At 70.1% G+C, this 26,437-nt stretch carries 29 protein-coding genes; 15 read left to right on the forward strand and 14 right to left on the reverse strand.

Translation table 11 applies throughout. From position 1 onward, the window contains the following. Positions 1-24 precede the first annotated feature (24 nt). From ACGFZQ_RS36390 to ACGFZQ_RS36400, 3 genes are all read left to right on the forward strand, one after another. Complete coding sequence (locus tag ACGFZQ_RS36390; RefSeq protein WP_393843947.1) at positions 25-753, forward strand: hypothetical protein; 729 nt, start codon at positions 25-27, stop codon at positions 751-753. 5 nt (positions 754-758) lie between these two features. Continuing rightward, positions 759-1,445 carry a DedA family protein gene (locus ACGFZQ_RS36395; protein WP_393843948.1) on the forward strand — a complete coding sequence of 229 codons (687 nt, stop codon included), beginning with the start codon at positions 759-761 and terminating at the stop codon, positions 1,443-1,445. Positions 1,446-1,708: 263 nt separating this feature from the next. Then, positions 1,709-2,011 carry a hypothetical protein gene (locus ACGFZQ_RS36400; RefSeq protein ID WP_393843949.1) on the forward strand — a complete coding sequence of 101 codons (303 nt, stop codon included), beginning with the start codon at positions 1,709-1,711 and terminating at the stop codon, positions 2,009-2,011. Between the two features lie 10 nt (positions 2,012-2,021). Here ACGFZQ_RS36400 and ACGFZQ_RS36405 read toward each other — a convergent pair whose 3' ends face one another. From ACGFZQ_RS36405 to ACGFZQ_RS36415, 3 genes are all read right to left on the reverse strand, one after another. Beyond that, positions 2,022-2,846, reverse strand: coding sequence for an NAD(P)H-binding protein (locus tag ACGFZQ_RS36405; protein ID WP_393843950.1), 825 nt, complete (start codon positions 2,844-2,846; stop codon positions 2,022-2,024). Positions 2,847-3,124: 278 nt separating this feature from the next. After that, on the reverse strand, positions 3,125-4,576 hold the full coding sequence (locus tag ACGFZQ_RS36410; protein WP_393843951.1) for a dihydrolipoyl dehydrogenase family protein: 1,452 nt from the start codon (positions 4,574-4,576) through the stop codon (positions 3,125-3,127). Positions 4,577-4,674: 98 nt separating this feature from the next. Further along, positions 4,675-5,118: a VOC family protein gene (locus tag ACGFZQ_RS36415; RefSeq protein WP_097228059.1), complete on the reverse strand. Its 444-nt coding sequence runs from the start codon at positions 5,116-5,118 to the stop codon at positions 4,675-4,677. A gap of 463 nt (positions 5,119-5,581) precedes the next feature. On the opposite strand from ACGFZQ_RS36415, the gene ACGFZQ_RS36420 reads away from it, so the two are divergent. Then, the gene (locus ACGFZQ_RS36420; protein WP_393843952.1) at positions 5,582-6,022 is read left to right on the forward strand and encodes an AAA family ATPase; all 441 of its coding nucleotides are present in this window, start codon (positions 5,582-5,584) and stop codon (positions 6,020-6,022) included. 19 nt (positions 6,023-6,041) lie between these two features. Further along, positions 6,042-6,386 (forward strand): response regulator transcription factor, encoded by a 345-nt coding sequence (locus ACGFZQ_RS36425; protein WP_393843953.1) that lies wholly within the window; start codon positions 6,042-6,044, stop codon positions 6,384-6,386. Between the two features lie 46 nt (positions 6,387-6,432). Here ACGFZQ_RS36425 and ACGFZQ_RS36430 read toward each other — a convergent pair whose 3' ends face one another. The 6 genes from ACGFZQ_RS36430 to ACGFZQ_RS36455 all read right to left on the reverse strand — a co-directional run bounded on the left by ACGFZQ_RS36430 (position 6,433) and on the right by ACGFZQ_RS36455 (position 11,400). Beyond that, positions 6,433-7,029, reverse strand: coding sequence for a TetR/AcrR family transcriptional regulator (locus ACGFZQ_RS36430; protein ID WP_393843954.1), 597 nt, complete (start codon positions 7,027-7,029; stop codon positions 6,433-6,435). A gap of 50 nt (positions 7,030-7,079) precedes the next feature. After that, entirely contained in the window at positions 7,080-8,435 is a 1,356-nt protein-coding gene (locus tag ACGFZQ_RS36435; RefSeq protein ID WP_393843955.1) for an MFS transporter, read from the reverse strand. A 158-nt stretch (positions 8,436-8,593) separates the two neighbouring features. After that, positions 8,594-9,208 (reverse strand): FMN reductase, encoded by a 615-nt coding sequence (locus ACGFZQ_RS36440; protein WP_393843956.1) that lies wholly within the window; start codon positions 9,206-9,208, stop codon positions 8,594-8,596. Continuing rightward, a complete protein-coding gene (locus tag ACGFZQ_RS36445; RefSeq protein ID WP_393843957.1) occupies positions 9,205-10,311 on the reverse strand; it encodes a CE1758 family FMN-dependent luciferase-like monooxygenase in 1,107 nt (368 codons plus the stop codon). The genes ACGFZQ_RS36440 and ACGFZQ_RS36445 overlap by 4 nt, the downstream gene beginning before the upstream one ends. A gap of 122 nt (positions 10,312-10,433) precedes the next feature. Beyond that, positions 10,434-10,721, reverse strand: coding sequence for a hypothetical protein (locus ACGFZQ_RS36450; protein ID WP_393843958.1), 288 nt, complete (start codon positions 10,719-10,721; stop codon positions 10,434-10,436). 211 nt (positions 10,722-10,932) lie between these two features. Next, positions 10,933-11,400 (reverse strand): MarR family winged helix-turn-helix transcriptional regulator, encoded by a 468-nt coding sequence (locus tag ACGFZQ_RS36455; RefSeq protein WP_393843959.1) that lies wholly within the window; start codon positions 11,398-11,400, stop codon positions 10,933-10,935. 208 nt (positions 11,401-11,608) lie between these two features. On the opposite strand from ACGFZQ_RS36455, the gene ACGFZQ_RS36460 reads away from it, so the two are divergent. The 6 genes from ACGFZQ_RS36460 (at position 11,609) to ACGFZQ_RS36485 (ending at position 16,856) form a co-directional block, all read left to right on the forward strand. After that, positions 11,609-12,169 (forward strand): NADPH-dependent FMN reductase, encoded by a 561-nt coding sequence (locus ACGFZQ_RS36460; protein ID WP_097228051.1) that lies wholly within the window; start codon positions 11,609-11,611, stop codon positions 12,167-12,169. A gap of 194 nt (positions 12,170-12,363) precedes the next feature. Continuing rightward, on the forward strand, positions 12,364-12,831 hold the full coding sequence (locus tag ACGFZQ_RS36465; RefSeq protein ID WP_294013695.1) for a MarR family winged helix-turn-helix transcriptional regulator: 468 nt from the start codon (positions 12,364-12,366) through the stop codon (positions 12,829-12,831). A 160-nt stretch (positions 12,832-12,991) separates the two neighbouring features. Continuing rightward, a complete protein-coding gene (locus tag ACGFZQ_RS36470) occupies positions 12,992-13,360 on the forward strand; it encodes a DoxX family protein (RefSeq protein WP_393843960.1) in 369 nt (122 codons plus the stop codon). 112 nt (positions 13,361-13,472) lie between these two features. Beyond that, a complete protein-coding gene (locus tag ACGFZQ_RS36475; protein ID WP_393843961.1) occupies positions 13,473-14,288 on the forward strand; it encodes an alpha/beta fold hydrolase in 816 nt (271 codons plus the stop codon). A gap of 309 nt (positions 14,289-14,597) precedes the next feature. Then, entirely contained in the window at positions 14,598-15,236 is a 639-nt protein-coding gene (locus ACGFZQ_RS36480; protein ID WP_393843962.1) for an isochorismatase family cysteine hydrolase, read from the forward strand. A gap of 138 nt (positions 15,237-15,374) precedes the next feature. Beyond that, the gene (locus tag ACGFZQ_RS36485) at positions 15,375-16,856 is read left to right on the forward strand and encodes an FAD-dependent oxidoreductase (protein WP_393843963.1); all 1,482 of its coding nucleotides are present in this window, start codon (positions 15,375-15,377) and stop codon (positions 16,854-16,856) included. A 98-nt stretch (positions 16,857-16,954) separates the two neighbouring features. Here the strand turns inward: ACGFZQ_RS36485 and ACGFZQ_RS36490 are convergent, their stop codons facing one another. Beyond that, positions 16,955-20,323 (reverse strand): S8 family serine peptidase, encoded by a 3,369-nt coding sequence (locus ACGFZQ_RS36490; RefSeq protein WP_393843964.1) that lies wholly within the window; start codon positions 20,321-20,323, stop codon positions 16,955-16,957. Positions 20,324-20,410: 87 nt separating this feature from the next. Continuing rightward, positions 20,411-20,992 carry an ATP/GTP-binding protein gene (locus ACGFZQ_RS36495; protein WP_393844068.1) on the reverse strand — a complete coding sequence of 194 codons (582 nt, stop codon included), beginning with the start codon at positions 20,990-20,992 and terminating at the stop codon, positions 20,411-20,413. A 130-nt stretch (positions 20,993-21,122) separates the two neighbouring features. Between ACGFZQ_RS36495 and ACGFZQ_RS36500 the strand changes: the two genes are divergently transcribed. Further along, entirely contained in the window at positions 21,123-22,262 is a 1,140-nt protein-coding gene (locus ACGFZQ_RS36500) for a winged helix DNA-binding domain-containing protein (protein ID WP_393843965.1), read from the forward strand. A gap of 20 nt (positions 22,263-22,282) precedes the next feature. Here the strand turns inward: ACGFZQ_RS36500 and ACGFZQ_RS36505 are convergent, their stop codons facing one another. Continuing rightward, positions 22,283-22,834, reverse strand: a complete 552-nt coding sequence (locus ACGFZQ_RS36505) for a hypothetical protein (RefSeq protein ID WP_393843966.1) — start codon at positions 22,832-22,834, stop codon at positions 22,283-22,285. Here ACGFZQ_RS36505 and ACGFZQ_RS36510 point away from each other — a divergent pair. The 3 genes from ACGFZQ_RS36510 to ACGFZQ_RS36520 all read left to right on the forward strand — a co-directional run bounded on the left by ACGFZQ_RS36510 (position 22,833) and on the right by ACGFZQ_RS36520 (position 24,777). Further along, positions 22,833-23,084, forward strand: coding sequence for a hypothetical protein (locus tag ACGFZQ_RS36510; protein ID WP_393843967.1), 252 nt, complete (start codon positions 22,833-22,835; stop codon positions 23,082-23,084). The two genes, ACGFZQ_RS36505 and ACGFZQ_RS36510, sit on opposite strands and share 2 nt — an antisense overlap. After that, complete coding sequence (locus ACGFZQ_RS36515; protein WP_393843968.1) at positions 23,057-23,605, forward strand: carboxypeptidase regulatory-like domain-containing protein; 549 nt, start codon at positions 23,057-23,059, stop codon at positions 23,603-23,605. Before ACGFZQ_RS36510 ends, ACGFZQ_RS36515 begins: the two co-directional genes overlap by 28 nt. 257 nt (positions 23,606-23,862) lie before the next feature. Then, positions 23,863-24,777 (forward strand): YceI family protein, encoded by a 915-nt coding sequence (locus ACGFZQ_RS36520; protein WP_393843969.1) that lies wholly within the window; start codon positions 23,863-23,865, stop codon positions 24,775-24,777. A gap of 1 nt (position 24,778) precedes the next feature. Here the strand turns inward: ACGFZQ_RS36520 and ACGFZQ_RS36525 are convergent, their stop codons facing one another. After that, on the reverse strand, positions 24,779-25,333 hold the full coding sequence (locus tag ACGFZQ_RS36525) for a hypothetical protein (protein ID WP_393843970.1): 555 nt from the start codon (positions 25,331-25,333) through the stop codon (positions 24,779-24,781). 240 nt (positions 25,334-25,573) lie between these two features. Beyond that, positions 25,574-26,350, reverse strand: coding sequence for a hypothetical protein (locus ACGFZQ_RS36530; protein ID WP_393843971.1), 777 nt, complete (start codon positions 26,348-26,350; stop codon positions 25,574-25,576). Positions 26,351-26,437 lie beyond the last annotated feature (87 nt).

The raw sequence follows: 26,437 nt of genomic DNA on the forward strand, positions 1-26,437 counted from the left end.
CATCAACTAAGTGAGGTGACCGTCGTGGCCCACGCCACGCAGATGCCGCACGCCGCCGTCCCGGCGTCCGACAGGCGCACGCGGCAGACGATCGTCCGCACCGCCTTGCGGCACACGGCCACGGGCGCGGCGGCGCTCGCGATGCTCCACGCGGCGCTGGTCGGCGCCTCTACCGGCGCCGACCCCTACCCCGACCTCGCCTGGACCGACACCCCGCACGTGATGTCATCCGTCTACATCCTGACACCCTGGCCCCTGACGGCACTGGTCCTGCTCTGGCTGGCACAGCAGCGGCCGGCGGTCTACGCCCGCGCCGCCCTCGCGCTGCTGCTGTCCAGCGCTGCCGGGCTGCTGTACACCTGGTCGGTACCGCTGGAACACCTGCCGGCGCACGAGAGTTCGCTTTTTCGTGAATACCTGGCGATGCCCGGTGCGCTCACGGGCTGGTATCTGATGACGGCCCTGGCCGCGATCACCGCCGTCTCGTCGGTCCGCACCCGCATCGCCGTCATGGTCGCCGCGCTGGGCGGAGTGACGACAGCCGTGCTGTCATCCCCTCACCCCGCCTCCGCCGGGGTACTGGCCGCGGTCGTACCGCTCCTGACCTGGTTCGCCGTGGGGCTCCTCACAGACAAGGACCCGGTACGGCCGCGCACCGCGGACGCGTGGGAGCCGGAGGGGCAGGCCGTCGCGCCGCGGCCGCGTGCCCGCGTCCGAGCCCCCGGTACCGCACGGTTGGGGCGGGCGGGCTGACGGCCGTGCACCTCAACGGTGTGATCGAGGCCGCCGGCTGGTGGTCGTACGTCGTGGTGTTCGTGCTGACTGCCAGTGAGACCAGTGCCTTCGTCGGGCTGCTGGTGCCCGGCGAGACGGCCGTCCTCCTCGGCGCCGCGGTCGCCGGCCGGGGCGGACTGAACGTCTTCCTCCTCGCGGCCGTCGTGGTGGCCGGAGCCGTCACCGGTGACAGCCTCGGCTACGCACTGGGCCGCCGGTGCGCGCGCCGCCCCGCCCGGCCACGGCCCCTGGCGGCCCGACGCACCGCACGCGCCCGCGCCTTCCTCGCCCACCACGGCGCGGCCACGGTCCTCACCAGCAAGTTCATCGGTTTCGCCCGGACCTTCGTGCCCTATGCCGCCGGCTCCTCCGGCATGCCCTACCGCCGCTTCCTGGGCTACAGCGCCCTGGCGTCACTGGTCTGGGGCGCCGCGACGGTGACCCTCGGCTATTTCGCCGGAGCGGCCGCCGCCGACTACCTGCGCCCGCCCGGCCCGACCGGTGCCCTGGCGGTCGCCGCCGTCGCCGCACTCGTCCTCGTCGTCGTGAAGGTCTGCACCCACCGACGCCGACGCCGGCCCGTCACGTCGGCGATTGTGGCCTCGGGCGGGCCGGCGAGGACCGCGGCGCGAGGCGCGCAACGCGATTTGACCCACTCACAGGAGAAATGAGTCAGGCAATTCGAGGCCGCGGACCGGGCCGTGGTGCCGCTGGACATCCCCCTGGCCCACGAACCGTCCGTCACCGGTGGAAAGGCCGCCCATCTGGCTCGCGCCGCCGTGGCGGGACTGCCCGTCCTGCCGGGATTCGTCCCGGTGCCCGCAGCGCGGGTGCCCGGCATCCCGACCGGGCCGCAGACAATGACGCCACCTGGCGGACGCCGGCCGGGCCGGGCGGCGGTGGGCGCGGCAGGTCTGCTGCTCGTTCCGCTGCTGTGGTCCGCCCTGGCGGACGCGACCCGGACCCGGCCGGAGCCGCATCCGCCGCCGAGGCCACCACGACGGTGTTCACCGCGCAGACACGTGACGGCGACCTGCGGCTGGCCGCCGACGACCTGTGGGCGACCCGCCGCCGGTCGACCGCCGCCCACAACGACGACGCCGGTCTCACCCGGGTGCGCGGAGGCGTCTACGTCGGTGTGCTCCGGCCCGCCCTGCCCCCGCACGACGTGATGCGTCCGCGTGGCTGCGTCGAGCGCGCGGACACCGACCGGGTCACCGCGGTCGTCCTGCGCTGAGCCTCCGGGGCTACGCCGTGAAGTCCGCCGCGTGGTCCCGGGCCCACCGGGTGAAGGTGCGGCCCGGGGCGCCGGTGACGTCCTCGACCGTGGCGGTGATCTCCGGCGGCACGCCGACGGTCCGCGCGAACGAGCCCAGCATCCGTTCGAGCATCGGGGGCGGAACGTGCGCGAAGAGTTCCGCCCCCGCCTCGGCCGGGTCGACCTCGACGAACGTCAGCTCCCGGCCGACGGCTGCACCGATCGCCGCGACCTGCTCGGCGTTGCTGTACGCCTCGGGGCCCGTCAGATGGTGCACCGCGGCCTCGTGGCCCTCGTCGAGCAGCGCCCGCTCGGCGACCGCCGCGATGTCGTCCTCGTGGATGGGCGCGAAGCGGGCGTCCACGAAGACTCCCCGGACGGTGTTCCCGGTACGGATCTGCGGCGCCCACTGGAGAGCGTTCGTGGCGAACGCGTTGGGCCGCAGGAACGTCCAGGCGAGACCGCTGTCGCGGATCCGCCGTTCGGCGGTGGCGTGCAGGACGTGGATGGGATGGGTGTCGTCGACGCCACGGTGGATGATGCCGCTGGAAAGCAGGACGACATGACGGACCCCCTGGGCGCGGGCCGCCTCCAGCAGGGCCACGGAAGTCGCCTGGGCGTAGAGGAAGAGGCTCGTCGCCCCCGCGAACCGGGCCGGAGACTCCTCCGGCCCGAACCGCACCACCTCGGCGCCCTCCGGGAGGGCGGCCCGCTCGGGGTCGCGGGTCAGGGCCCGTACCGGCACGCCGGCGGCGAGGAGACGGTCGACGAGGGCTCGGCCGACGTTGCCGGTCGCGCCGGTCACTGCGATCACGTGTGCTGCCTCCGAAGGCTCGGTCGATGATTTCTGGCCACCCGAGCCTAAACGTCGTGTGTGAGATGTCTGCTGGTCAGGGCGGTATGCGGCGCTTCCCGGTGCCCGGCGGGCAGAAGCTCCGGAATGACCATGAACCGCTTCTACCGGTGGATCCGTGTTGATAGTGACAAGCCCCCGCTGCCACACCCCCGGCGGCGGGATGGGGTCGGCTGCCCTTCAGTGCGCCTTTTGGGCAGCCGCCCCATGTTCCCGAGGCCACACCCACGTGTGAGGTGTCAGCCGGCCGCGCTGTCCCGGTAGGTCTCCAGGAGTCTGAGCCAGACCTCGCTGATGGTGGGGAATGCGGGGACCGCGTGCCAGAGCCGTTCCAGGGGCACCTCGCCGGTGACGGCGATCGTGGCCGAGTGGAGGAGTTCGCCGACTCCCGGTCCGGCGAAGGTGACGCCGGCCACGGTGCCGCGGTCGGTGTCGACCAGCATCCGGGCCCGGCCTTGGTAGTCCTTGGCGTACTGCTGCGCGCCCGCCAGTCGGCCGATCTCGTAGTCGACCACCTCGACCCGGCGTCCGGTGCGCCGTGCTTCGTGGGTGGTGAGGCCGACGGACGCCACTTCGGGGGTGGTGAAGACGACCTGCGGCACGGCGGTGTGGTCGGCCGTCGCGGCATGGGCGCCCCAGCGGGCGTCGTCGAGCGGGGTTCCCAGGGCGCGGGCGGCGATGGCCGCGCCGGCGATCCGGGCCTGGTACTTGCCCTGGTGGGTCATCAGGGCCCGCTGGTTGACGTCGCCGACGGCGTAGAGCCAGCCGTCCGACACGGCGGTCACCCGGCATGTGTCGTCCACCGTGAGCCAGTCGCCCGGGGTGAGGCCGACGCTCTCCAGGCCGACATCGGCGGTGCGCGGCGCACGGCCGGTGGCGAACAGGATCTCGTCGGCGGCCAGTTCCTCGCCGTCGGCCAGGGTGATCCGTACCTCGTCGTCGGCGCCGCCCGCACGTCTCACGGCGGCGACCTCGGTGCCCAGCCGGATGTCGACGCCCGCGTCGCGAAGCCCGCCGGCGACGAGTTCACCGGCGAAGGGTTCCATCCTCGTCAGCAGGCCGGCACCGCGGACCAGCAGGGTCACCCGGGAGCCCAGTGCCTGCCAGGCGGTGGCCAGTTCGACCGCGACCACGCCCGCGCCCACCACGGCGAGACGGCCCGGGACCCGGTCGGCGCCGGTGGCCTCGCGGTTGGTCCACGGCCGTACGGTGTCGAGGCCGGGTATGCCCGGCAGGGCCGTGGTGGTGCCCGTGCACACCGCTACGGCATGCCGTGCGCTCAGCCGGACGGTGCTCCCGTCCGGGGTCCGCACCGACACCTGCCGTGGGCCGGTGAGCCGGCCGTGACCGCGTACGAGGTCGACCGAGACGGAGTCGAGCCAGTCGACCTGGTCCTCGTCCTTCCAGTAGGCGGCCATCCGGTCGCGGTGCGCGAGGACGGCGTCCACGTCCAGCGGGCCCTGCACGGCGGCGGCAAGGCCCGGGACGCGGCGGGCGTCGGCGCGGGCCACCACTGGCCGCAGCAGCGCCTTGCTGGGTTCGCAGGCCCAGAACGAGCATTCGCCGCCGAGCAGTTCGCTTTCGACGATCACCGTGCTGAGCCCGGCGGCACGGGCCCGGTCGGCCACGTTCTCGCCGACCGGACCCGCGCCTATGACGACCACGTCGTAGGTGCGGACGGACTCGTTCATCATTGCTCCTGTCGTTCAAGTAGGGCTCCGGCCTCCGCGCGAGGGCGTCGGCCGGAGCCCGTTTCTCCTCAGCCGCGTCCGAATCGACGGACGCGCCGTCACCGGCCGGGGAGCCGGGTGGTGATCTCCTGCAGCACCCAGCCGTTGCCGTCCGGGTCGCTGAACGCGGCGAACGAGCTGTAGCTGGCGCGCTCCGGGTGCGGGCCGCTGACGCGTCCTTCTTCCGTGCCGCGGTGGAACACGCCGCCGGCATCGTGGAATACCTCGCTCATCTCGATGCCCCGGCCGACGAGTTCGGCGTGTGCAGCCTCGATGTCCGAGACGGCGAGGTGCAGGCCCTGCACGGACCCGGGTGCGGCGGTGGTGACGCCGGTGCCGAAGAGGATCGAGCACTGTGATCCGGGAGGCGTCAGATGCACCACGCGGTAGGTGTCGTCGGCGACGTAGTCGACGTCGAGACGGAAGCCCGCCTGCTCGTAGAAGGCCTTGGCCCGGTCGACGTCGGAGACGGGCAGCACCACAACTTCGAGTTTCAGATCCATGTTCGCTTCTTCTGTTCGCGGGTGGGAGGTTTCGCCATGCGTGCGTCACCGGTTGAACCGGTGAGATCATGACACCGACATGCGTAACCGGTCAAGCAGGTGACGTGAAGGGCCGCTCGGTCGGCCGACGTGGCGGGTGGTGGCGAAGACCGGCGGGGGTCGTGCGGGAGGCGGCAGTCCAGGCCGCAGCGGAGCGGCGATATGTGACGCAAGGTCATGTCGGCGCTCACCGCGAGCGAGCCCGCCCTGGCGGCCTCGCCTCAAACGTATATGACGGCTTGACCATGCAATGGAGTATGTTGGTCTAATTCACCTGCTGATCATTTGTGTTCGAGGAGTATGTCACTCCCTGCTTGGCTTTCCCATCGCTTGCGAGGTGTGTCGGCGGCCTCCCGGCCGATGCCCCTCCCGTCGGGTCACCTGGCGGCCCCTCGCAGGCACGGGCAGCGCTGAAGGCGGTCGAGTGCGGCGGAGTGCGAGTGCGGACAGCCCCCGTTTCGTCGGCCGCGAGCGCGAGTTGCTGCGTGTCACCGACGCTCTTCGGCGGCGGCCCGCGCTGGTGATCGTCGAGGGCGAGTCCGGCATCGGCAAGAGCCGCCTGGTACGGGAAGCACTGGCGGTGGTCGCGACGGCCGGCTCGCAAGCCCTGGTGGTGGCCGGCCCGCCGTTCCGTGCGGCGCTGACGCTCGGCCCGGTCGTCGACGCGGTGCGGCAGGCCGTGCGTCTCGACTCCCTCACCGGATCGGGGCAGGGACTGGCCGAACAGGCGCGCGTGGGCCGAGAGCGCCGACGAGCCGGTCTGCCACCTGGCGGCGTCCCTGCTGTACGCACAGCTCACCGCGGCGGCCGAGGGCGGCGACGAACGTCTGGAGGAGCTGCTGCGGGACATCCGCGAGGAGGGTGAGCGCCGCGGCATCATCGCCGTGTGGCTGGAGTCCGCGGCGGCGCACGCCCGCCTGCGGCTGGCCGCGGCCGACGCCGAACAGGCGGTCCGCCCTCACCGAGGACTGTATGCGCCTGATCGCGCTCGTGCGGTCCGCGGCGAACGCCGGCGTGGCGGCCGCCGCGGATACGGGAACCGCCTTTCGCCCCGCCAGTCCGAAGTGGTGCGGCTGCTCCTACGGGGTATGACGAACCGTCAGACAGCCGGTGCGTTGTCGAGGTCCCCGAGTACCGTCGGCGCGCAGCTGAAGTCGGCGATGCGCGAGTACGGAGTGACCACCAGGACAGCGCCGGCCGTGATCGTCAGCCGAGCGGACGGCGACTGAGGCGCTCCTGCCCCCGGCTGCGTCCCTGGCGCCGGGGGAGGGGTTCTCACGCAGAGTCCGTGTCCGCGGTCAGCGGTGCCGCGTCGAGCAGGACGGCCGCCGCGGTCCGGGCGGTCGTGGCGGCGGATAGGTCGCGGTCCATCCGGGCCGACTGCCCCGCGCCGTCGTACAGCAGGTGCAGCTGCCGGGCCAGCGCCTCGGGAGTGGCGTAGCCGGACGCCGCGGCGAGTTCGGTGAACAGGCCGCGGATCCAGAGACGGTAGTTGTCCGCGACCTGGCGGATCGAGCTGTCCTCGGCCGTCTCGGCGGTGGCCCGTACGAAGGCACAGCCGTTGTACTCGGGGGCGTTGATCGCCTCGCCCAGGGCGTCGAAGACGCCGAGCAACTGCTCGCGCGGGGTGCGGAAGCGGGTCAGGACCGTGGTGATCCGGTCCCTCATCCGCACGTAGCGCAGCTCGAGGTAGGCGCAGACGAGGCCCTCCTTGCTTCCGAAGGTGTTGTAGAGGGAGGCCTTGGCAACCCCGGCGTGCTCGATGACGCGGTCGATGCCGACGGTCTGCACGCCTTCACCGTAGAAGAGCTCGTTGGCCGCTTCGAGCAGCCGTTCGCGTGCGGACGGCTTTGTCGCGGTTCTGGTCGCCATGGCCACACCCTTTCAGACAGACTTGTTCATTCTAGTGCCGGAGGTTTCCGTCACACCTCGGAGACCTGGGCCACCGGGGCTGCCTCGGACGGGACGTCCTGCGAACGCACCACCGACACCCGCTGCACCGGTTCGACCTGGCGGCCGCGGGCCAGCAGCCCGGCCAGGGCCGCCAGAGCCAGCACGATGACGGCGATGCCGTACTCCCGGGAGGTCTGGATCAGTCCGCCGCCGTGCACGACCAGGACGCCGGCGATCACGGCCGGCACACCCAGGCCCACGTAGCACACGACGTACAGCAGGGAGAGGACACCGGCTCGCTCATGCGGCTCCACCTGCGGAATGACCAGCCGGATGCCGCCCTGGAACCCGCTTCCGAAGCCGACGCCGGAGATCGCGCCGCCCACGAAGAAGCCGATCACGGAGAGCGTGCCACCGGTGCCCGAGCCGATGGACACCAGGGTGATCGTCACGCCGACGACCAGTGTGGCGACGCTGATGAGCATCATGGTCCGGGTCGCCGCGCTGCGCAGCGCCATGACCGCCAGACCGGCGCAGCCCGCGATGACGAACAGGGGCAGTCCGCCCCAGACGACGGAGTCGGAGTGCACCAGGGTCCGGGTGATGGCCGGGCCGAGTGCGCCGTACAGGCCGGCCAGCGCCCACACCGCGAAGATCACAGGTGCGGCGATGGCCACCGACGCACGGGCGGACCTGGGCAGCTTGAACTCGGGAACCATGCTGGCCAGCGCGCCCGGCTTGCGGGTCACCGTCTCGTTCAGGGCGAGCACGCCCAGCGCCTGCACGACGAAGACACCGAGGAGCACCACGTAGACGAGATGGGTGGGGGCCGGCAGGTACTGGACGATCAGTCCGGAGGCGAAGGCGCCGCTCGCGGTCCCCATGGTGGGGGCGAAGGAGTTCAGGAAGCTGCCCTTGCGTGCGTCGATGTCCAGCATTCCGGCGCCGAGCGCGCCGACCGCCGCACCGGTGCTCAGTCCTTGCAGGACTCGGCCGACCAGCAACGTGGCCACATCCCCGGCGGTGATGAACACGACCATCCCCAGGACCTGCACGAGCAGGGCCGTCAGAAGCACCGGGCGCCGGCCCACCTGGTCGGAGACCCTGCCGAAGACCAGGAGGGCGGCCAGGACGGCCACCGCGTAGGTGCCGAAGACGATGGTGATGGTGATGGGGGAGAAGCCCCAGTGCTGCTGGTAGATCGCGTAGAGGGGGGTCGGGGCGCTGGACGATGCCAGCAGCGATATGAGGATCGATGCCAGCAGTCCGATGGAGGCCTTGGGCCCGAGGCTCAGGGCCCGGCGCCGCGGCGCTGCGTGCGCGCCGGACGACTTGGCCGGGGCACCCGGCGAGGCGGGCTGACGCGTGGAGGATGCGCGGCTCATCAGTCACTTTCCGAATAGGGCGAAGCGGACACTCCCATGCTAGACAGACCTGTCTGTTCGGCGCGAGTCCGGAAGACGTGAGGTGTGTCGCACCGACCCCGTGTGCGCGGTCCGTCGCCGTGTGTGTCGCGGGAGCCCCCGGTGCCGTCCGCCTCCGCTCACCCGCCGCCCAGCAGCTGCTCGAACGGCACGGGATCGCGGTAGGGGTCCGGGGGCGTGGGCCGCTCACGGCGGGCTGTCGCGACGGCGAGTTCCCTGGCCGCTCGTGCCACGCGCTCCAGCAGAGCTCCCTGGGAATCGCGTTCGGCGCCCCAGTCCTCGGTCGCGGCGTACACCGCGGTGGGCACGGCCGTCGCGTGCAGGTAGGTGAACATCGGCCGCATCACGTGTTCCAGCACGAGCGAATGCCGCCCGGTGCCGCCGGTGGCCGCGATCAGTACGGGTTTGTCCGTCAGGGCGGTGTCGTCCAGACAGTCGAAGAACAGCTTGAACAGACCGCTGTAGGAGGCGTTGAAGGTCGGCGTCACGGCGATCAGGCCGTCGGCCCTCGCGACGGAGTCGAACACCTCTCGCAGGTCGGGCGACGGGTAGCCCGCCATCAGATGGTCGACCAGGTCGTGAGCATGGTCCCTCACCTCTACGACGACGATCTCGACCGGCTCGCCGAGCCGCTCCAGCTCGGCGCGGACGGCGTCCGAGAGCCGGTCGGCGAGCAGACGGGTGGAGGACGGCAGCCGCAGTCCTGCCGAGACGACGGCGACGGTGCGCTTCATCGCGGGTCCTCCTCCGGCAGCGCGGCCTTCTCCTGCGCCGCCGCGGCGAGAGAGGCGTGCGTCGGGGCGTCCGGAACGCGGGCCGGGCGGCCCACCGCGAACTCCTTGCGCAGGACGGGCACGATCTCGCCCAGCGACTCGATCTGTTCGAGAACGGTTTCACGCGGAACGCCGATGCCGTCCACGTTGAACAGCTGACGCTGGTAGTCGCCGCCCGCGTGCTCGCGGTACGCCAGCACTCGCTCGATCACCTCCTGCGGGCTGCCGACCACCACCGCGGTACGGGCCATGGTGTCCTCCAGGGACGGGCCGTTCCCGTACGCCGATGAGGCGTTGAAGTAACTGCGGAACTCCCGGACGGCGTCCTGCGAGTTCCTCCGCACGAAAACGTGCGCGGCCAGGCCGACGAAGGCCTGGTCGGCACGTCCGTGCCCGTAGTGCTCGAAGCGGCCGCGGTAGAGGTCGACCAGTTGCCGGACGTGCTCCTTGGGCCAGAACAAGTTGTTGTGGAAGAAGCCGTCCCCGTAGTAAGCGGCCTGTTCGGCGATCTCCGGGCTGCGGATGGAGGCGTGCCAGACGAACGGCGGCACGTCGTCCATCGGCCGCGGCGTGGCGGTGAAACCCTGCAACGGTGTGCGGAATCTGCCCTCCCAGTCGACCACGTCCTCGCGCCACAGCCGGCGCAGCAGGGCGTAGTTCTCCACCGCCAGGGCGATGCCGTCGCGGATGTCCTGTCCGAACCACGGGTAGACCGGCCCGGTGTTGCCGCGGCCCAGCATCAGGTCGACCCGGCCGTCGGCGAGATGCTGGAGCATCGCGTAGTCCTCGGCGATCTTCACCGGATCGTTCGTGGTGATCAGCGTGGTCGACGTGGACAGCAGGAGCTTCTTCGTCCGCGCCGCGATGTGTCCGAGCAGCGTGGTGGGCGAGGAGATGACGAACGGAGGGTTGTGGTGCTCGCCGGTGGCGAAGACGTCCAGGCCGACCTCGTCGGCGAGCTCCGCGTACTCCACGAGTGCCTTGAGCCGGTCGCGTTCCGTGGGTGTCCGTCCGGACAACGGGTCGCGTCCCAGGTCTCCTACGCCGAAGATTCCGAATTGCATCCTGTACGTCCTGTGTGTTGTGTCGGTGGCGCCGTCGGCGGTTGCGCCGACGGCGGGGCAGAGGAGTTCTCGGCGTGCTGAGGGGCTGGGCGACCAGCTGAGACACGAGCCGGAGGAGGCGGTCAGAGATCCAGCGGGCGGTCCGTCCGCAGTGTCTTCTCGCGGAGGATCAGTTCTTCGAGGGCCGCCAGGTCGTCGGCGACATGGTGCCTCCAGCCGGGGTCCGCGTTCTCGTTCCGAGCGGAACCGCGAACCGGCCTACGGTGACGGCCGTGCCCCGCGGAGTCGCGTTCGGGTGCGCAGCCGTCCTCGTCGGCGCGTGTGCCACGGTGCCGCCCGGTGCCCGCAGGGTCGGTGGCGCTGCCGGGCAGCGCGAGGCCGGTCCGCACGTCGGTGATGGTGAGAGTCATGTCTTTCCTTCCCCAGGGTCGTTGGTCTGCGGGCTCGTCGAATCGCAGGACGGCCGCACGGCGCACGAAACCCGGGTGAGCACACCCGGGTAATTGTTACGCGCAGCAAATATAGGCGATTCCGTAAGCGCACACGTGTGAGCAGCCTGTTCTGTGGATCACACCTCAGAGGGGTAGGGGATGGGGCACGGCTCTGGCGGAGGTGCGGCGGTCAGGTGGCGACGTTGCGCAGTGCCGCCGCGAGCTTCTTGAGGTCCAGCTCCTTGAGGTGGTCGAGGAAGTGCCGTCGGATCGCGTCCAGATTGGTGGGATAGGCCTCCTCCAGGCGGGCCAGGCCGGCGGCGGTCAAGGAGGCGTGCCAGCTGCGGCCGTCCGTCTCGCACCGCAGCCGCTCGATGAATCCCTCCCCCTCCAGTCGTTGCACGATGCGGGTCGTGCCGCTGAGGGACATCTCGATGGTGTTGGCGAGCTCGTGCATGCGCAGTTGTCGGTCGGGTGCCTCCGACAGGTACATCAAGGTCAGGTATTCCGTGTTCGACAGCCCTTGCTCCCGCTGCATCTGGGCGTCGATGGCGCGGGGCAGCGCGTAGAGGAGCGAGGGGAGGGAGCGCACAACGGCCTCCTCTTCGGCGGTAAGCGGTTTCAGGCCGTCCTTGCGCGGGCTGGACTTCGATGTCATGGGGGCATACCTCACATGTGTGCGGCGTCGAGCGCCGCTGTCGACGGCCGATCCGGCCCCGTGTTTCCGTCTCCGGGTCGAGTGATTATTTGACGCAACAACCACTTCCCTACTATGGTGTTTGTCGAAGCAAGTATATCGCGAACCGGTCGCCAGGGCCACATCTACGCCCGGGACGGACGCGGGTCATTTTCACGAAGGGTTCAGCGTGACCAAGATCGGAATCATCCTCGGCAGCACCCGTCCGGGCCGCAACGGCGAGGCTGTCGCTCGTTGGGTGCTCGACATCGCCTCGAAGCGGACCGACGCGGAGTTCGAGCTGGTCGACCTCCTCGACTACAAGCTCCCGCACCTCGACGAGGCGCTCCCGCCGTCCCTCGGCCAGTACTCCCAGCCGCACACGCGGGAGTGGGCGGACAAGATCGCTTCGTTCGACGGCTTCATCATGGTGACGCCCGAGTACAACCACTCCACGTCCGGTGTGCTCAAGAACGCCATCGACTACCTGTACGCCGAGTGGAACAACAAGGCCGTCGCGTTCGTCAGCTACGGCGGCGCGGGCGGTGCGCGTGCGGTGGAGCACCTGCGTCTCATCGCCGGCGAGCTGCAGATGGCGGACGTGCGTTCCCAGGTCGCGCTGTCGCTGTTCCACGACTTCGAGAACTTCAGCGTGTTCAAGCCCGGCGACTTCCAGCTCGAGGCCCTGAACACCACGCTGGACCAGGTGCTGGCCTGGAGCAAGGCGCTCGCCCCGCTGCGTGCCGCCTGACGGGCGCACCTGTTCGTGAGGTAACGGCGGCGGCCGGGCGGAGAGGTCGGGCCGCCGCCGTTCGTACGTGACACAGCCGACTGCCGCGGCGCGTGCCGTGGCCGGTGAGATCACGGCGCTCTCGCAGGAGCACGGTCCGACTCTCACCCCAGCAAGCTTGGCGGGCCGCTTTGGCAGGCAATTACCATGAACTCGTGTCGAGCGACGCGCGGCGGCGGGATCGCGTTCCGCAACCCCTCACCCAGGACGAAGAAGCCGTGGTGAGGTCGCTCGGCCGCATCATCTACGCCCTGCCCCGTGCCGTCGATGCCGACATGATGCGGGAGCAGAGGCTTTCCCTGACCGAATACCTGGCTCTCATGCACCTCTCCGAGGCTCCGGGCCGGAAGCTGCGCATGGGCGATCTCGCCGTCGCGGTGGAGATGAGCGGCAGCGGCATGTCGCGCCTGGCGGACCGGCTGGAAAAAGAGGGTCTCATCCGGCGGGTCAGGTCGCGGCAGGACGCCCGGGGCTGGAACGCCGTCCTCACGGACGCGGGCTTCGACCGGCTGGCCAAGGCCTGGCCGACCAACCTCGCCTCGGTCCGCCGTCATTTCCTGGACCATCTGACGGGGCTGGACCTCGGCAGGCTCGCGGCGGCCCTGCGCGGCATCGCCACCTGAGGGCGCGCTCCTCGGGACCCTGACGGCCGATCCGGCCTCGGGTCCGGCGCCTGCGCCACATGTGCCTACGCGCTCTCGTCCGGATCGGCCGGCGCAGAGTGCGGTGCACCTTTCGTGCGGTGCACACCTTCATCCTTCCCTCGCCTTCCCAAGGACCGTCGTGTACATCGCAGCTGTCATCCTCAGTGTTCTTCTCGCCCTGATCACCGTTGCCGCCGGCGCGCCGAAGGCGCAGTTCAAGGGTGACGTCGTGGACGGGCTCGTCGCGAAAGGGCTCGGTCCCGCGCTGATCCGTTTCATCGGCCTCCTCGAGGTGGCCGCGGCGGCGGGGCTGGTGGCCGGCATCTGGTGGGAGCCGCTGGGCATCGCGGCCGCTGTCGGGATGGCCGTCCTGCTCCTGGTGGCGATCGGGTACCACGTGAAGTGGGGCGACTACGGAGACGGAGCCGCCCGTGGCGCTGCCACGGTTCCGGTTCTCCTCTTCCTCGTGGCGGTGGCGGCGGCCGTCACACTTGCCGCCTCTTGGTGACCGCCGTGATGTCCGGTGGCTCGCCGTTCACCCGGGCAAGATCCACAAGTACCTTGAACGCGAGCGGTCGCACGTTCGTGCGGCCGGGCCGCCGTATCGGGAGGGATCCGCGGTGAGGCAGGAACATATCGACATCTCTGGTCAGGACATCGCCTACAGGGCATCGGAGGGCACCGGCCGCACCGTGGTCCTGATCCACGGGAACTCCTCGTCCGCGAGGGTGTGGGGCCCGCTGATGGAGAGCTCCTTCGGGGCACGGTTCCGCTGTCTGGCGCTCGATCTGCCGGGACACGGCCGTTCGGCGGCGGCCCGGACACCGGACGGCTACTCGCTGCCCGGGTACGCCTCCCTTCTCGCTGGGTTCGTCAGGGAGCTGGACGCCGAGGACGCGGTGATCGTCGGGTGGAGCCTCGGCGGTCACATCGCGCTCGAGGCGACCCAACGGCTGCCTCGAGCCGCCGGGTTCGTACTCTTCGGCACTCCGCCCGTGGGCGGCCCAGCCGACATCGGCGGGGCCTTCCTGCCGAACCCCGCCATGGGCGTGGGCTTCACCGCCGAGGTCGACGCCGCTGCGGCCGAGGCGTACGCGACGAGTTTCCTGGCGCCCGGATCGACCCGGCCCGTGGAGGATCTCGTCGCCGACATACTCGCCACCGACGGCGCGGCCCGCAGCGGCATCCTGGCGGGCATCGAATCCGGTGCCTTCGCCGACGAGGTCCGCGTGGTCGCCGAGCTGACACGGCCCGTCGCGGTGCTGCACGGCGAAGGCGAGCAACTGGTCAGCCTCGACTACTTGGCGGGACTCACCATGCCGACACTCTGGCGCGGTGCCGTGCAGATCCTGCCGGGGGCGGGTCACGCACCGCACCTTGAGGCGCCGGAGGTCTTCGCGGAGTTGCTCACCCGGTTCATCACCGACCTGGGCTGACGGGCCCGTGCCGCTTCCGGGGAACGTACCGTCGCGGGGAGAACCAGGTCACGACCGAGATGCAATCGCATCGGGAGCGTGAGAGCGTGATGGGTGGCGGCTGCGGAAGCCGTGCTCATTCTCGGCGGCCGGGCCGCGGGCCGGGCGACGAGGGCGAGGGGCCGCCGACACCGAATGGTACGCAGACGGTGGAGCGGCGCCTTTTCCCGAAGGGAGCCGGTCTCCCGGGCGGGACGTCGGGGTGTGACGGGGTGCTCCGGTGAGATGTGCCGATACGCCGCGAGTTCGCAGCGGAAGAACCGAGGTGCGATGAACGCCCAGGATGTGATCTATTCTCCCGAAAGTACCGCCCTGCTGATCATCGATCCGTACAACGACTTCCTGTCGGAGGGCGGAAAGATATGGCCGCAGGTCAAGGAGGTCGCGGAGGAGATCGATCTTCTCGACCACATGCGGGCGGTGCTGGCCGCCGCTCGCCAACGGGGTTTCCACGTCTTCATCGTGCCGCATCACCAGACGGCGCCGGGCGACTACGAGACGTGGGATCACCTGTCCCCGACTCAGCAACGTGTCGTCGAACGGCAGACCTTCGCGCTCGGCAGCTGGGGCGCCGAGTGGCACCCGGACTTCGTGCCGCGGGACAACGAGCTGGTCATGCGCCAGCACTGGGCGTCGAGCGGCTTCGCCAACACGGACCTGGACATGCTGCTGAAGCAGCACGGTGTCCAGAAGGTCGTGATCATCGGGATGAAGGCGAACACGTGTGTTGACACCACCGCCCGGTTCGGGCAGGAGCTGGGCTACCACGTGACGCTCATCCGCGACGCCATCGGCGCGTTCTCGTGGGACGAGATGAAGGCCACGTTCGACATCAATGGTCCCGCGTACGCCCATGCGATCTTCACCACGGACGAGTTCCTGAAAACCCTGCAGAAAACCGCCGCGTAGGCTGATCGGAGCGGGCGCGGCGCACCGTGCGGCCGGACCTCGGTCCGGCCGCACTGCTGTTGTCCAGGGTTTTCCATGCCCATATACTTGATCAGTCAAGTACAATCGCTTTTCGCAACCAGGAACCAAGAGGGCGCCATGGGCAGTGTCATTGTCATCGGGGGCGGTCCCACCGGCCTTTGGACGGCGGCGGAGCTGCGGCTTCGCGGTGTGGACGTCATCGTCGTCGAGCGGCTTCCCGCGCGTAGCCCCTACTCCAAGGGGTTCACCGTTCATCCCCGCACCCTGGAGATGTGGGCGTCGCGGGGGATCGCCGACCGCTTCGTCGAGCACGGCACCCGCGTGCCCAGCGGCCATTTCGGCCTGCTCGCCGAGCGGATGGATTTCCGCGCCCTGGACACCCCGTTCCCGTACACCCTGATGCTGCCGCAGCCCAAGGTGGAGGAACTGCTGGAGGAGTACGCGCTGCAGCTGGGTGCGGACATCCGGCGCGGTCACGTCTTCACCGGGTTCCTCGAGAACAAGCCGCACTCGGTCGTGGCCGGCGTCGAGGGCCCCGACGGGGGATACGCCCTGGAGGCGGACTACCTGGTCGGCTGCGACGGCACGCGCAGCGCCGTGCGTGAGAGTGCGGGCATCGGCTTCTCCGGTACCGATTCCACCTGGTACGGATGGCTGGCCGACGTCGCGCTCGACGCCCCGCCGCCCCAGGTGCCCTACACCCATGTCAACGCCCGGGGCACTCTGATGGTCGTACCGATGTCGCCCGGCGTGTACCGCGTCGGCGGACTCGACCTGGAGGACCGCAGCGCCCGGTGGGACGGGTACACGGTGGAGGAACTGCGGGCCAAGACGGCCGCCGTCGCCGGGACCGACTTCGGCCTGCGCAACCCGCTGTGGGTGTCACGCTCCGGCAACGCCGCGAAACTGGCGGACCACTACCGCAAGGACCGCGTGCTGCTCGTGGGCGACGCCGCCCACCGGCATCTGCCGGCCGGCGGCGTCGGCCTGAACGTCGGTGTGCAGGACGCGTGGAACCTGGCGTGGAAGCTGGCCGCCGTCGTGCAGGGCCAGGCCCCCGAGGGACTGCTGGACAGCTACGAGGCGGAGCGCCGCCCCGTGGGCGCGGAGCTTCTGGAGCTCACCGACGCCCAGAGTGTGCTGATGACGGCCTGGACGCCGGAGGGCAAGAACCTGCGGTCGTTCCTGGGCGGCGCGGTCGCGCGGGAGCCCGGCTTCTCGCGGTACCTGGCCGACGCCGTCTCGGGACTGTCGGTGGCCTATCCGCCGCGGGATACCGCCGCCCATCCGCTCGTGGGCCGCAGGGCGCCCGATCTCCGGTTTTCCGGGGGCTCCGGGCTGTTCTCGCTGCTGGAGCCCGGACATCACGTCCTGATCGACATGGCGGGCGGCAGGGCGGTCGCCGCCGTCGGGGAACTGCCCGGCAGGTGGCAGGCGGTCGTGCACGTCGACACGCTCGCCGAGGAACGGGCGCAGTGGCAGGGCGTACGAGCGGCACTCGTCCGGCCGGACGGTCATGTGGCCTGGGCCGGCACGGAGCCGGACGACGAGGCGCTGGGCGCCGCCGCGACCGCGGCCCTCACCGTGACGGGCCGCTAGGCCCTGGCCCCGGCGAGCGAGGGCTCCTGCCAGCGGCAGGAGCCCTCGGTGATGTTTGTTCCGGCCCGTTCCGGCCCTCATGCCGCCGGCGGGCGTACCTACTTCGTCAGATAGGCGTTGACGATCGTCTCGCTGACCGTGTTGCCCTGCCGGTCGGCTGCCGCCGTCCTGAAGGAGACACTGCCGCCCGCCCGGGGATTGGTGACCCGCACCCGTCCGTCGCGCACCTTCACCGTCTGCCAGTGGCCGCCCTCGTCATAGGAGACCCAGACCTTCAGGGACTTGAGGTTCCTGCCCGCGGCGGAGCCCTTCACGGTGACCGGGACCCACACCTTCGCCTCCGCCCTGCCGGTGCTGTCGAGGGAGAGTTCGGGCGTGAAGCGGACGACCGAGATGGGCAGTTCGGTCGTCTGTGAGGTGTGTCCGGAGGAGAAGGTCCATTCCACGTCCAGGCTGTCGGAGACGTCCGCCTCCGTGCCGCGCCGCACCGAGACGTCCAGCCGGTAGTCGGCCCGGTCGTCGTTGTCCGCGGCGTAGAAGAAGTCCATCGGGTACGGGCTCCAGCGCACCAGTTGGCCGTCGCGGTACAGACTCGTGTCGGCGCTGTCCACCCGCGTCTGGTTGCTGCTGGAGTCGCCGGCCCCGTCCGAGAACAGCGGCAGGCTCCCGTCCATCGTGTCGCCGGTGCGGATCAGCCCGGCGCCGTCCGGCAGGTCGGGTCCGAAGACGCCCACGTTCAGCACGCGGTGGTACGAGCGACCCGGCTGGAAGGTGGCGCCGGACGCGTCGTAGACGGTGTCGACGTGGCCGTCGGCTCCCTTCTGGCGCAGGCTCAGCCACCACGTGCCGTCCGCCGACAGCAGGTGCAGGGTGAGCATGGCGGGGAGGGCACGTTCGACGGTCGTGCCGCCACCGTTCAGGGCGGCCAGTGAGAGGTAACCGGTCTTGCCCTGCCCGGGTCCGCCCACCTCCGTGCGGACGTCGGCGAAGTCGCGGGCACGGGGGTGTGCGGAGAAACCGGTGACGTATCGGCCGCCCTTCGGCTCGTACGCCACGTCGTACTCGTCGTGGCCCTGGGCGCCGGTGGAGAAGGTGGCCTCGATGCGCTGGTGCAAGGTGTCCGCGGAGTTCACGGCGGGGCCGACGTGCGCGGTGCGGAGTTCCTCGGAGGTGCCGAAGAAGGCGAGGAAGGCCGGGCCCGGCTCACCCGCCTGATCGACGCCCGCGCGGACGTAGCCGAAGGTCTGCCGGGCGGCACGGTCCGGCACGGTGACCTCGACCGGCTTGGTGGTGCGCGCGTCCAGGGTGACCGTGGTGTCCTTGGTGACGTCGAGGTTCGGCTGGTTGAACCAGTCCTCACCCTGGTCGTACGAACCGGACGGATCCGCCCGCAGCGAGGCGTTGAGGAAGTACCGGCCCTTGGGGACGCGCACCGAGTAGGTGTCGCCGGACAGATACGAGGCGAGTCCCTCACGAGGACCCGAGAGGCCCGCCAGCGTGGCGTTCCAGGAGGCGTCGGGGACAGGCTTGCCCGCACGGCTCAAGGGCTTCACCGTGACGGTGTACATCTCCGACTCGCGTTCCACGGCCAGCGCGGTGGCGACGGTCTGCCCGTCGCCCGTGGCGGTCACCCGGCCGGTGAAGCGGCCGGCGGTGTCGCCCCCGAGCCGGGTGTCGGCGACGATCCGCGCGGTGGCCTCGCCGTGCGCGGGGACGGTGAGGTGGCCGTCGGCGGTGAACATCCCGCCGGGGGCGGGGCTTCCGTCGGGTGCGGTGCCGTCCACGGCCAGCTTGAGGGTGACCGCGGTGTCACCCACGTTGCGGTAGGTGAGGGTCTTCGTGAGCGGCTGGTCATCGGTGTGCGGCCACTGGGCGAGACCGAAGGCGAGCGAGGTCTCCCGGGTGAACACCGTCTGCTTGATCGCCTTGCGCAGGTCGACCCGGCCCGAGCCCTGCTGGTACGCCGTGTACGCGCCGGGCGTGGTCGACGCCACGAGCGCCTGCTTGATGTCGTCGCCGGTCCAGTCGGGGTGCTGCTCGGCGAGAAGGGCGGCGGCACCCGCGACGTGCGGGGTCGCCATGGAGGTGCCGCTGAGGGAGATGTAGCCGTCCGCGACCGAGGGGGCGACGGAGGCCATGTAGCTGTCGTGTGCGGCCGCGGCCCCGATGTCCACGCCCGGTGCCGTGAGGTCGGGCTTGATCGCGTCGTCGCCGGCGCGCGGGCCGGTGCTGGAGAACGGGGCCAGCACGTCCTGCTTGTCGACCGCGCCGACCGTCAGCGCCGCGTCGGCGCTGCCCGGGGTGCTGATAGTGCCGGCTCCCTGCTCGCCGTCGTTGCCGGCCGCCACCACGAAGAGGGTTCCGCTCTCGGCCGACAGCTTGTCGACCGCCTCCTCCATCGGGTCGAGCTCCGGGGAGTCGTAGGCACCCAGGCTGAGGTTGGCGACGTCCGCCTTCTCGGCCGCGGCCCACTCCATACCGGCGATGATCCCGGACATGGCGCCCTGGCCGGTGTCGTTGAGCACCTTGCCGTCCAGCAGGCCGGCGCCGGGCGCCACACCCTTGTACGTCCCCCCGGACTTGGCGCCGGTGCCCGCAGCGATGGACGCGACGTGCGTGCCGTGGCCGAACAGGTCGTCCGTGGTCGGCGACTCGGAGAAGTTGTGCTCGGCGACGACCTTCCCGGCCAGGTCGGGGTGGGTGGTGTCGATGCCGCTGTCCAGGACGGCGATACGGGTACCGGTGCCGTCGTAGCCGGCCGCCCATGCCTCGGGCCCGCCGATCTGCGGCACGCTCTTGTCGAGCGAGGCCTGGACGACGGCGTCGAGCCACACCGAGGCGATACCGGGGGCGGCGGTGCGGGTCGTGGCCTGGGCGGAGCCCGTGGTGAGGGCGGTCCACAGCTGCGAAGTGCCGTTCGCGGGGGCGCTGATGGCGTCGGCGTCGATGCTGCTCAGCGTGTGCCGTACGGTCGCCCCCGCGGTGGCGCGCAGCGCCGTCCTGGCCGCCGGGCGGCCTGTGTCGTACATGACGATGAGTCGCAGGTCCGTGCGCTGGGCGTAGGCGGGCGCGCTCTGCGTCGTCATGTCGAACAGGCGTCGGTCGAGACGGCCGGATTCGACCAGGACTCGGGCATCGTCCGGGATGGCGTAGGTGTGTCCGCCGATGGTCTCCACTTGAACCGGTATGTTTTCCCGGCCCTTGGCGGGGCGCAGGGAGAGCACGTCGCCCTTGCCGTCGGTCAGGACGCGGTCGCCCGTGATCAGCGGGATCCACCGCTGTTGGGCGGCGGCGGGCCGGGTGTCATCGGTGCCGAGGGCGGATCCGAGGGGTGCTCGGGAAGATGCCGTCGGGGCGGACGTGGTGGCGCCTGTGAGGGTCAGGGATGTCGCCGGCGTGCCGGCCGCCAGCAGTATGCCGAGGCCCACCAGTGCGGTGAACACCGGTCTCTTGGATGCGGACTTCACGGGTTCCTCTCGCCAGGCCACCCTCGACTCGGCCGATTCATGGGTCTCATGGGGCGAGTGGGGGCGGCGACAACAAGCGAGCGATGTCTACCAGTGAATACCTTGCTTCAAACCAGCAACCACGTTTCCCGGAAACGGAGTTGGGTCCGGGTACCGTAAGCCCGTGATACCTTTTCGTCGCATCTGCACGGCCAGGACGTGTTCGACGGCGTGCACGTGGATCTCCTTGACGGACTCACGGTGGCGCGCGTCGCACAACAGGACGGGCACGTCGGGCCCGAGACTCAGTGCGGCGCATACCGTCTCGGCGGGGTGGGTGCGTGCGTCGTCGAAGCAGTTGACGGCCATGACGAACGGAAGTCCGGCGCGTTCGAAGTAGTCGATGGCGGAGAAGCTCGTGTCCAGCCGACGGGTGTCGGCCAGGATCACCGCGCACAGGGCGCCCGCGGCCAGTTCGTCCCACATGAACCAGTACCGGTCCTGTCCCGGAGTGCCGAACAGGAACAGTGCGAGCCCGTTGTGGATGGTGATGCGGCCGAAGTCCATGGCCACCGTGGTGGTGGTCTTCTGCTCCACTCCCGAGAGGTCGTCGACACCGACGCCGGACAGGGTGAGCTGCTCCTCGGTGTGGAAGGAGACGATCTCACTGACGTACTGGTGAAGGGGCAGTGTTCCAACCCAGCGCTATTCCGGCTCCTGCACAGCAGCGACCATTCAAACCGATAAGCAGGTGCCTTCAACTGATAGCCCCGTATCAGCGGTTGCTTCATACGGGAGCCGAGGGTGACATGATCCAGTCATGAGCCTCACCGCGCGACAGCTCGCCCTGGCCATGTTGGACCGTCAGCTCTTGCTCGAGCGCCAGCGCCTCGATGTGGCGGAGGCGGTTCGCCGGGTCTGCGCTCTGCAGGCCCAGGCACCAGCGTCGCCGTACCTGGCGCTATGGAACCGTGTGCAGGACTTCGCGCCCAAGGATCTCGACGCAGCGTTCGCGCACGGCCGGATCGTGAAGGCAACCCTCATGCGGATAACGCTGCACGTCGTCCATGCCGAGGACTACGAGCCCTACCGCGCTGCCATGCTGAGCACTCTGCGAGCGTCACGAATTTACGACCGCCGCTTCACCGCAACAGGGCTGACCCCCAACGACGCCGACGCACTGCTCCCAGAACTCGCGGGGTTCCTGGAGCGGCCCCGCACCGGCGCCCAGGTAGAGGACAAGGTCACCGGGAGGCACGGCGAGCACGCACACCGCATGTGGTGGGCGCTACGCACGTTCGCGCCACTGCATCATGCGCCGACCGGCGGCCCGTGGTCGTTCACACAGCCGAACTCCTACCGCGCCTCGCCGGCGGTCCCTGCGGCCGCGCCGCAGGACGCCGACGCTGGGGTCCAGCACCTGCTGCTCGCCTACCTGCGCGCGTTCGGGCCCGCGTCAGCCCAGGACTTCGCCCGGTTCACCCTGCTGACACGCACCGCAATAACCAAAGCGCTGCATGAGCTCGGCGACCAGGTGGTACGGGTGCCAGGCCCCGGCGCCGGCGCCCTGTTCGACCTGGCCGACGCTACCGTGCCTGCCGATGACACCCCGGCGCCGCCGAGGTTGCTGCCGATGTGGGACAGCACACTGCTGGCTCACGCCGTCCCCGGGCGACTCATGCCCCCCGAGTACCGCCCCCTGGTCGTCCGGCGTAACGGCGATGTGCTGCCCTGCCTGCTCGTTGACGGGCAGGTCGTTGGAGTTTGGCGCGCAACCGACGGCGGGCTGGAACTGACCGCCTTCCGCAGGCTCGGTAAGGTTGCGTGGCAAGGTCTGACCGAGGAGGCGGAAAAGCTGTCAGTGCTGCTCACCGACCGCGATCCAGCCGTCTACCGGCGCTACGGACACTGGTGGGACAAGGGATTTCCCGACGTCGAGCGGACGATCGTCAAGGGCTGACCGCGCCCGGCGAGCACGGCCTATTCGGTGGCTTCGAGAGCCGCGAGGTACCCGGCCCAGCTGTCCTGGGCGAGCGCCGCCCACTGAGTCGCGGTGTTCCTGTGAACGCCGAAGAGATCGCTCATGATGATCGGCGGTAGTTCCCCAGCCATGCCGAACAAGGCCGTGTTGCGGGCGGCGATGGTGGGCAGGCCGTGCTTCACGAGTTGTGCCGACAGCGCCTCTGGGCTGCGAGGGCGACTGGCGGGCTGGCCGGGTAGAAGGAGTTCGGGATGCTCGCTGGTGGTAAGCGGTCCCAGGGCGGCGCGCGACCGGCCTGTGGTGATCTGCTGTTCGATGAGGCGAGCCAGCGTCGGTGGCAGGAGTACGGGGTTCTTGCCGAAGGTGAAGTGGGCCCCGCGCTCGTCCTGGTGGAAGCCGTCGGTTGTCAGGTGGACGATGCGAATGAGGGACAGGCCGTAGAGCCGGCTCAAGGCACCGACGATCCGAAGTTCCAGAGGCAGCGAGGCATCCGTCAGGCATCGACGGAGCTGGCCCTGGTGCTCGTCGTCGTCAAGGAAGAGCACCGGCATGGTCGTCGGACGCCCGGGATACTCGAGGTTCTGGGTCAGGCCACGTGCGGACCGGCAACTGGAAGCGGGCCGCGAACTCCAGGTCGTGGGCGGCTTTGTGGACTCCTACGTTCTGGGATTCGGCAACACCCGGCATGTCGCCCAGTACGATCCCGCCCTGGACATCTGGACCGCGCTGCCCGACGCGCCCGGCACGACCCAGTTCGCGGGGCAGGGCACCGCATGCCTGCCCTACAGGTCGGCGGGATAGCAGCGACGGCGTCCTTCTCGGGATCGGTCCAGGGTGCCGTCCTCCCCGGCCTCGGAGGCTGCACCGGTGAGGACGTGGACTGGCTGTCGGAGAACCGGACGACGCTGGAGCTGGCCCCCGGTCAGTCGAAGCAGATCACGGTCACGGCCGACGCCAGGGTCCTCACGGCTCCGGGTGCCTACGCCGCCGACCTGAACATGATCACCGACACGCCGTACGTGCCGCAGCCGGTCCGGGTTGGCCTGAAGGCGAGCGCCCCCGCCTCGTGGGCGGAGATCACCGGGACGGTCACCGACGCGGCGACGGGCAAGACGCTCGCCGGAGCGACGGTGTCCCTGTCGGGGCGGGGCGAAAGCCCCGTCACGGTGACCACCGACCGGCACGGGGTGTACGGGGTGTGGTCGCAGGCGAGTACCCGGACGGTCACGGTCACCGAGGAGGGATACGCCAAGCGCAGCAAGGCGGTCTCGGCACGGTCCGGCAGGACGGCGACGGTCGATTTCACCCTGTCGGTGGACTGATGCCGTAGCCCGCTGGTTCGCGATACATGTGGGGTGCCCCCGCCGGTCTGTCCGGCGGGGGCACCCCACACGCGTACCGTGGGGCCCGTCCACATGTCCGTGATCCACGCGCGGATACACTGACCTGCGACGCCGCCCCGTGAACCCACGGTCTGGCACACGTATCTCGGGACTCGGTCGGCATGCGGCCGCCGACGTCCGGTACAGCGCGGAATACTGCTCGCGGCGTGGCGCGTGCGCGAAGAAAGGTGAACGACATGGTCCTCGCACAGCTCCGGCGCTGGTGGTCCCAGGGCGCCGCGGACCAGGCGGCGGGCCTCTCCCATCCGCTGCCTCCGCAGGCGGGCGCGCTGGTCCGCGAGGTCGTCGACCCGACCGGCGCCCCGATGCCGTTCACGGACATCGTCATCACCGCCCAGGACACGAACCGTGTCACCGCCCGGGGCACGACCGACCCGTACGGTCTCTTCCTCGCGGCACTGCCTCCCGGTCGCTACGGACTGCTGGCGACGACGGACGGGCTGAAGCCGCACCACGAGATGATCGACATCATCGCCGGAACGGCGGCGCCCGCCGAGAGGATCTGGCTGGAGCCGTCCGAACACCAGATGCTGCCGGACCCGGGTACCTGGCTCTTCGACCCGCCGCACACGGCGATCCGGTTCATCGCCCAGCACGTCGGCATGGCCCACGTCCACGGCAGGTTCGACCGTTTCCAGGGCGGCATCGAGATCGCTCAGGACATGTCGCAGTCGCACGTCCGCCTCCGTATCGATGCCGCCAGCATCAACACCGGCAACACCACCCGCGACAACCATCTGCGCTCCGCCGACTTCCTCGACGTCGAGAACTTCCCGCACATCGAGTTCGCGAGCACGCGCTTCGTCTACCGCGGCGGCACCAAGTGGGCCGTGCAGGGTGCCCTGACGATGCACGGTGTGAGCCGCTCCGTCGCTCTGGACACCACGTACCTGGGCGTGGTCAACGGCGGCTACGGCGAGGAACTCCGTTGTGCGGCCCAGGCGACCGCGGAGCTGCACCGCGACGACTTCACCCTCAACTGGCGGTCCATGCTGGCCCGGGGCATCGCGGTGGTGGGCCCGACGGTCCAACTGGAGCTGGACGTCCAGGCGATGTACCGCACCCACGACACCCCCACGCCGCCGGAGTAGGTCAGGCGGAGCGTGCGGCCAGCGCCTTGCGCTCCATACTGGCGGCGTACAACGGCGTTTCGAGCTGGTTGTGCGCGACGACGCCGACCTGACGTTTGGCGGCCACTTCCGCGAAGTCCAGGGCCTGTTCGGCGAGCATGTCCAGGAACCCCTGGGTGGGCCGGCTGCCGATGTCATTGGTGTAGAGGCAGGTGCCGTCGGGCTGCTCCACCACGCTCAGGTCCCAGACCACCTGCACCTTGCTCCACCCTCCCGGGGTCTGCACGTCCGACAGGGAGACCATGCGGCAGTGATGCGGCTCCTGCACCTCGGCCACGTAGTGCTGGATGATGAGGCCGCCGGCGATCTCCTCGACGTTGATCGACATGGGGCGCCCGTCGTCCGTGGTGGTGGCACCGCACGCCTTGTGGTCCGGCGGCGCGCAGCGCTGGTATTCCGCGTCGGGCAGGTGCAGCAGCCAGTCCGGGATGTCGATGGCATCGAGGGGGGCGTTGATGACGGCCGATTCCACGGACGCCGACAGCTGGAGTTCGGAGATCACCTGGTCGTTGGACATGTCTCGCCGTTCCTTTCCCAGGACCGCACCGAGCCGCGAAGCAGCCCGTTTTGCAGCAGTTTGTCACCCTAGGTCTGCGGCTGCAGCTCCAGCGGGTGACACCTCAGAGAGGCTTCGCCGTGGGTACTTGCCAGGTTGCTCTCTGTGCTCGGTGACGGTCGGCCGGATCAGGTGACGGGCGGAAGGTTCGGGCCGGTGGTGCCGAGCACTCCGCCGCCAGGACCTGCGGAACGTGCCACGTCACACCCGGGGGCGGCCAGCTCTGGCCGGTCTCGCGCAGGAAGTCCGCGGGGGGTTCGTACAGCGGCGGCTGGGTGCCGTCGGGGACCATCGAGGCCCACTGGATGCCCGACGTCCTTTCCTTGAACTCCTGCCGCATGGCGGCCAGTCGGTCGGCTGCTCGATGAGGTCGACGGCGGCGGCCGCGAGCGTGCGGCGAGAGCAGCGCCTGATGGCCGATGCCGGTGGCGGCCGTCGCGGTGACGCCCCCGTTGTGGTTCGGGATGCCCGGCGGGCAGGCAGGTACTCCGACATCGTCGCCATCAGCAGGGCGCCGTCCAGGCCGCTCTTGTTCCCGAGCGGTGTGCCGCCGTGTCCGGAGGCGCCGAGGAAGGTGAAGGTGGCCGATATCAGCGCGCTGGTGGTGTTCCAGAACGGCACGGTGATGTTGAAGGGGTGCCAGTCGAGGACGGCGTCGAGACCGTCGTACACATCGGCCTTGACCGCGTACGCCTTGCCGACCAGCTGCTCCTCGCCGGCGCTGCCGAAGAGTTTGACCGTGGCCTTCAGGCCCTGGGGACGGATCGCATGGGCCACGGCGATGGCGGCGGCCGTGCCGCCGGCGCCCAGGGTGTTGTGGGCGTCGCCGTGCCCGGCACCGTAGGTGGGACCGTAGGCGTCGTAGTTGTAGACCAGCGGGTCGTGGGTGACGACCCCGCGCTTCTGGGACAGGCCGGGCAGCGCGTCGTACTCCGCGTTGAAGCCCAGGACGGGCCCGGAGCTGCCGTAGGTGGCCACGAAGGCGGTCGGGAAGCCGGCGGAGCTCCACTCGATGGTGAAGCCGTTGTCCTCCAGCAGACGTGCGGTGACGAGTGAAGATCATCG

Origin of the sequence: Streptomyces sp. NPDC048254 (assembly GCF_043201895.1) — a bacterium.
Lineage (GTDB): Bacteria > Actinomycetota > Actinomycetes > Streptomycetales > Streptomycetaceae > Streptomyces.

Excerpts from the sequence above, each read along its gene's own strand:
- ACGFZQ_RS36445 (WP_393843957.1), bottom strand. The coding sequence starts at position 10,311 with ATGCAATTCGGAATCTTCGGCGTAGGAGACCTGGGACGCGACCCGTTG.
- ACGFZQ_RS36515 (WP_393843968.1), top strand. The coding sequence starts at position 23,057 with ATGCCTGCCCTACAGGTCGGCGGGATAGCAGCGACGGCGTCCTTCTCG.
- ACGFZQ_RS36455 (WP_393843959.1), bottom strand. The coding sequence starts at position 11,400 with ATGACATCGAAGTCCAGCCCGCGCAAGGACGGCCTGAAACCGCTTACC.
- ACGFZQ_RS36485 (WP_393843963.1), top strand. The coding sequence starts at position 15,375 with ATGGGCAGTGTCATTGTCATCGGGGGCGGTCCCACCGGCCTTTGGACG.
- ACGFZQ_RS36430 (WP_393843954.1), bottom strand. The coding sequence starts at position 7,029 with ATGGCGACCAGAACCGCGACAAAGCCGTCCGCACGCGAACGGCTGCTC.
- ACGFZQ_RS36505 (WP_393843966.1), bottom strand. The coding sequence starts at position 22,834 with ATGCCGGTGCTCTTCCTTGACGACGACGAGCACCAGGGCCAGCTCCGT.
- ACGFZQ_RS36520 (WP_393843969.1), top strand. The coding sequence starts at position 23,863 with ATGGTCCTCGCACAGCTCCGGCGCTGGTGGTCCCAGGGCGCCGCGGAC.
- ACGFZQ_RS36435 (WP_393843955.1), bottom strand. The coding sequence starts at position 8,435 with ATGAGCCGCGCATCCTCCACGCGTCAGCCCGCCTCGCCGGGTGCCCCG.
- ACGFZQ_RS36510 (WP_393843967.1), top strand. The coding sequence starts at position 22,833 with ATGGTCGTCGGACGCCCGGGATACTCGAGGTTCTGGGTCAGGCCACGT.
- ACGFZQ_RS36415 (WP_097228059.1), bottom strand. The coding sequence starts at position 5,118 with ATGGATCTGAAACTCGAAGTTGTGGTGCTGCCCGTCTCCGACGTCGAC.
- ACGFZQ_RS36440 (WP_393843956.1), bottom strand. The coding sequence starts at position 9,208 with ATGAAGCGCACCGTCGCCGTCGTCTCGGCAGGACTGCGGCTGCCGTCC.
- ACGFZQ_RS36480 (WP_393843962.1), top strand. The coding sequence starts at position 14,598 with ATGAACGCCCAGGATGTGATCTATTCTCCCGAAAGTACCGCCCTGCTG.
- ACGFZQ_RS36500 (WP_393843965.1), top strand. The coding sequence starts at position 21,123 with ATGAGCCTCACCGCGCGACAGCTCGCCCTGGCCATGTTGGACCGTCAG.
- ACGFZQ_RS36525 (WP_393843970.1), bottom strand. The coding sequence starts at position 25,333 with ATGTCCAACGACCAGGTGATCTCCGAACTCCAGCTGTCGGCGTCCGTG.
- ACGFZQ_RS36450 (WP_393843958.1), bottom strand. The coding sequence starts at position 10,721 with ATGACTCTCACCATCACCGACGTGCGGACCGGCCTCGCGCTGCCCGGC.
- ACGFZQ_RS36410 (WP_393843951.1), bottom strand. The coding sequence starts at position 4,576 with ATGAACGAGTCCGTCCGCACCTACGACGTGGTCGTCATAGGCGCGGGT.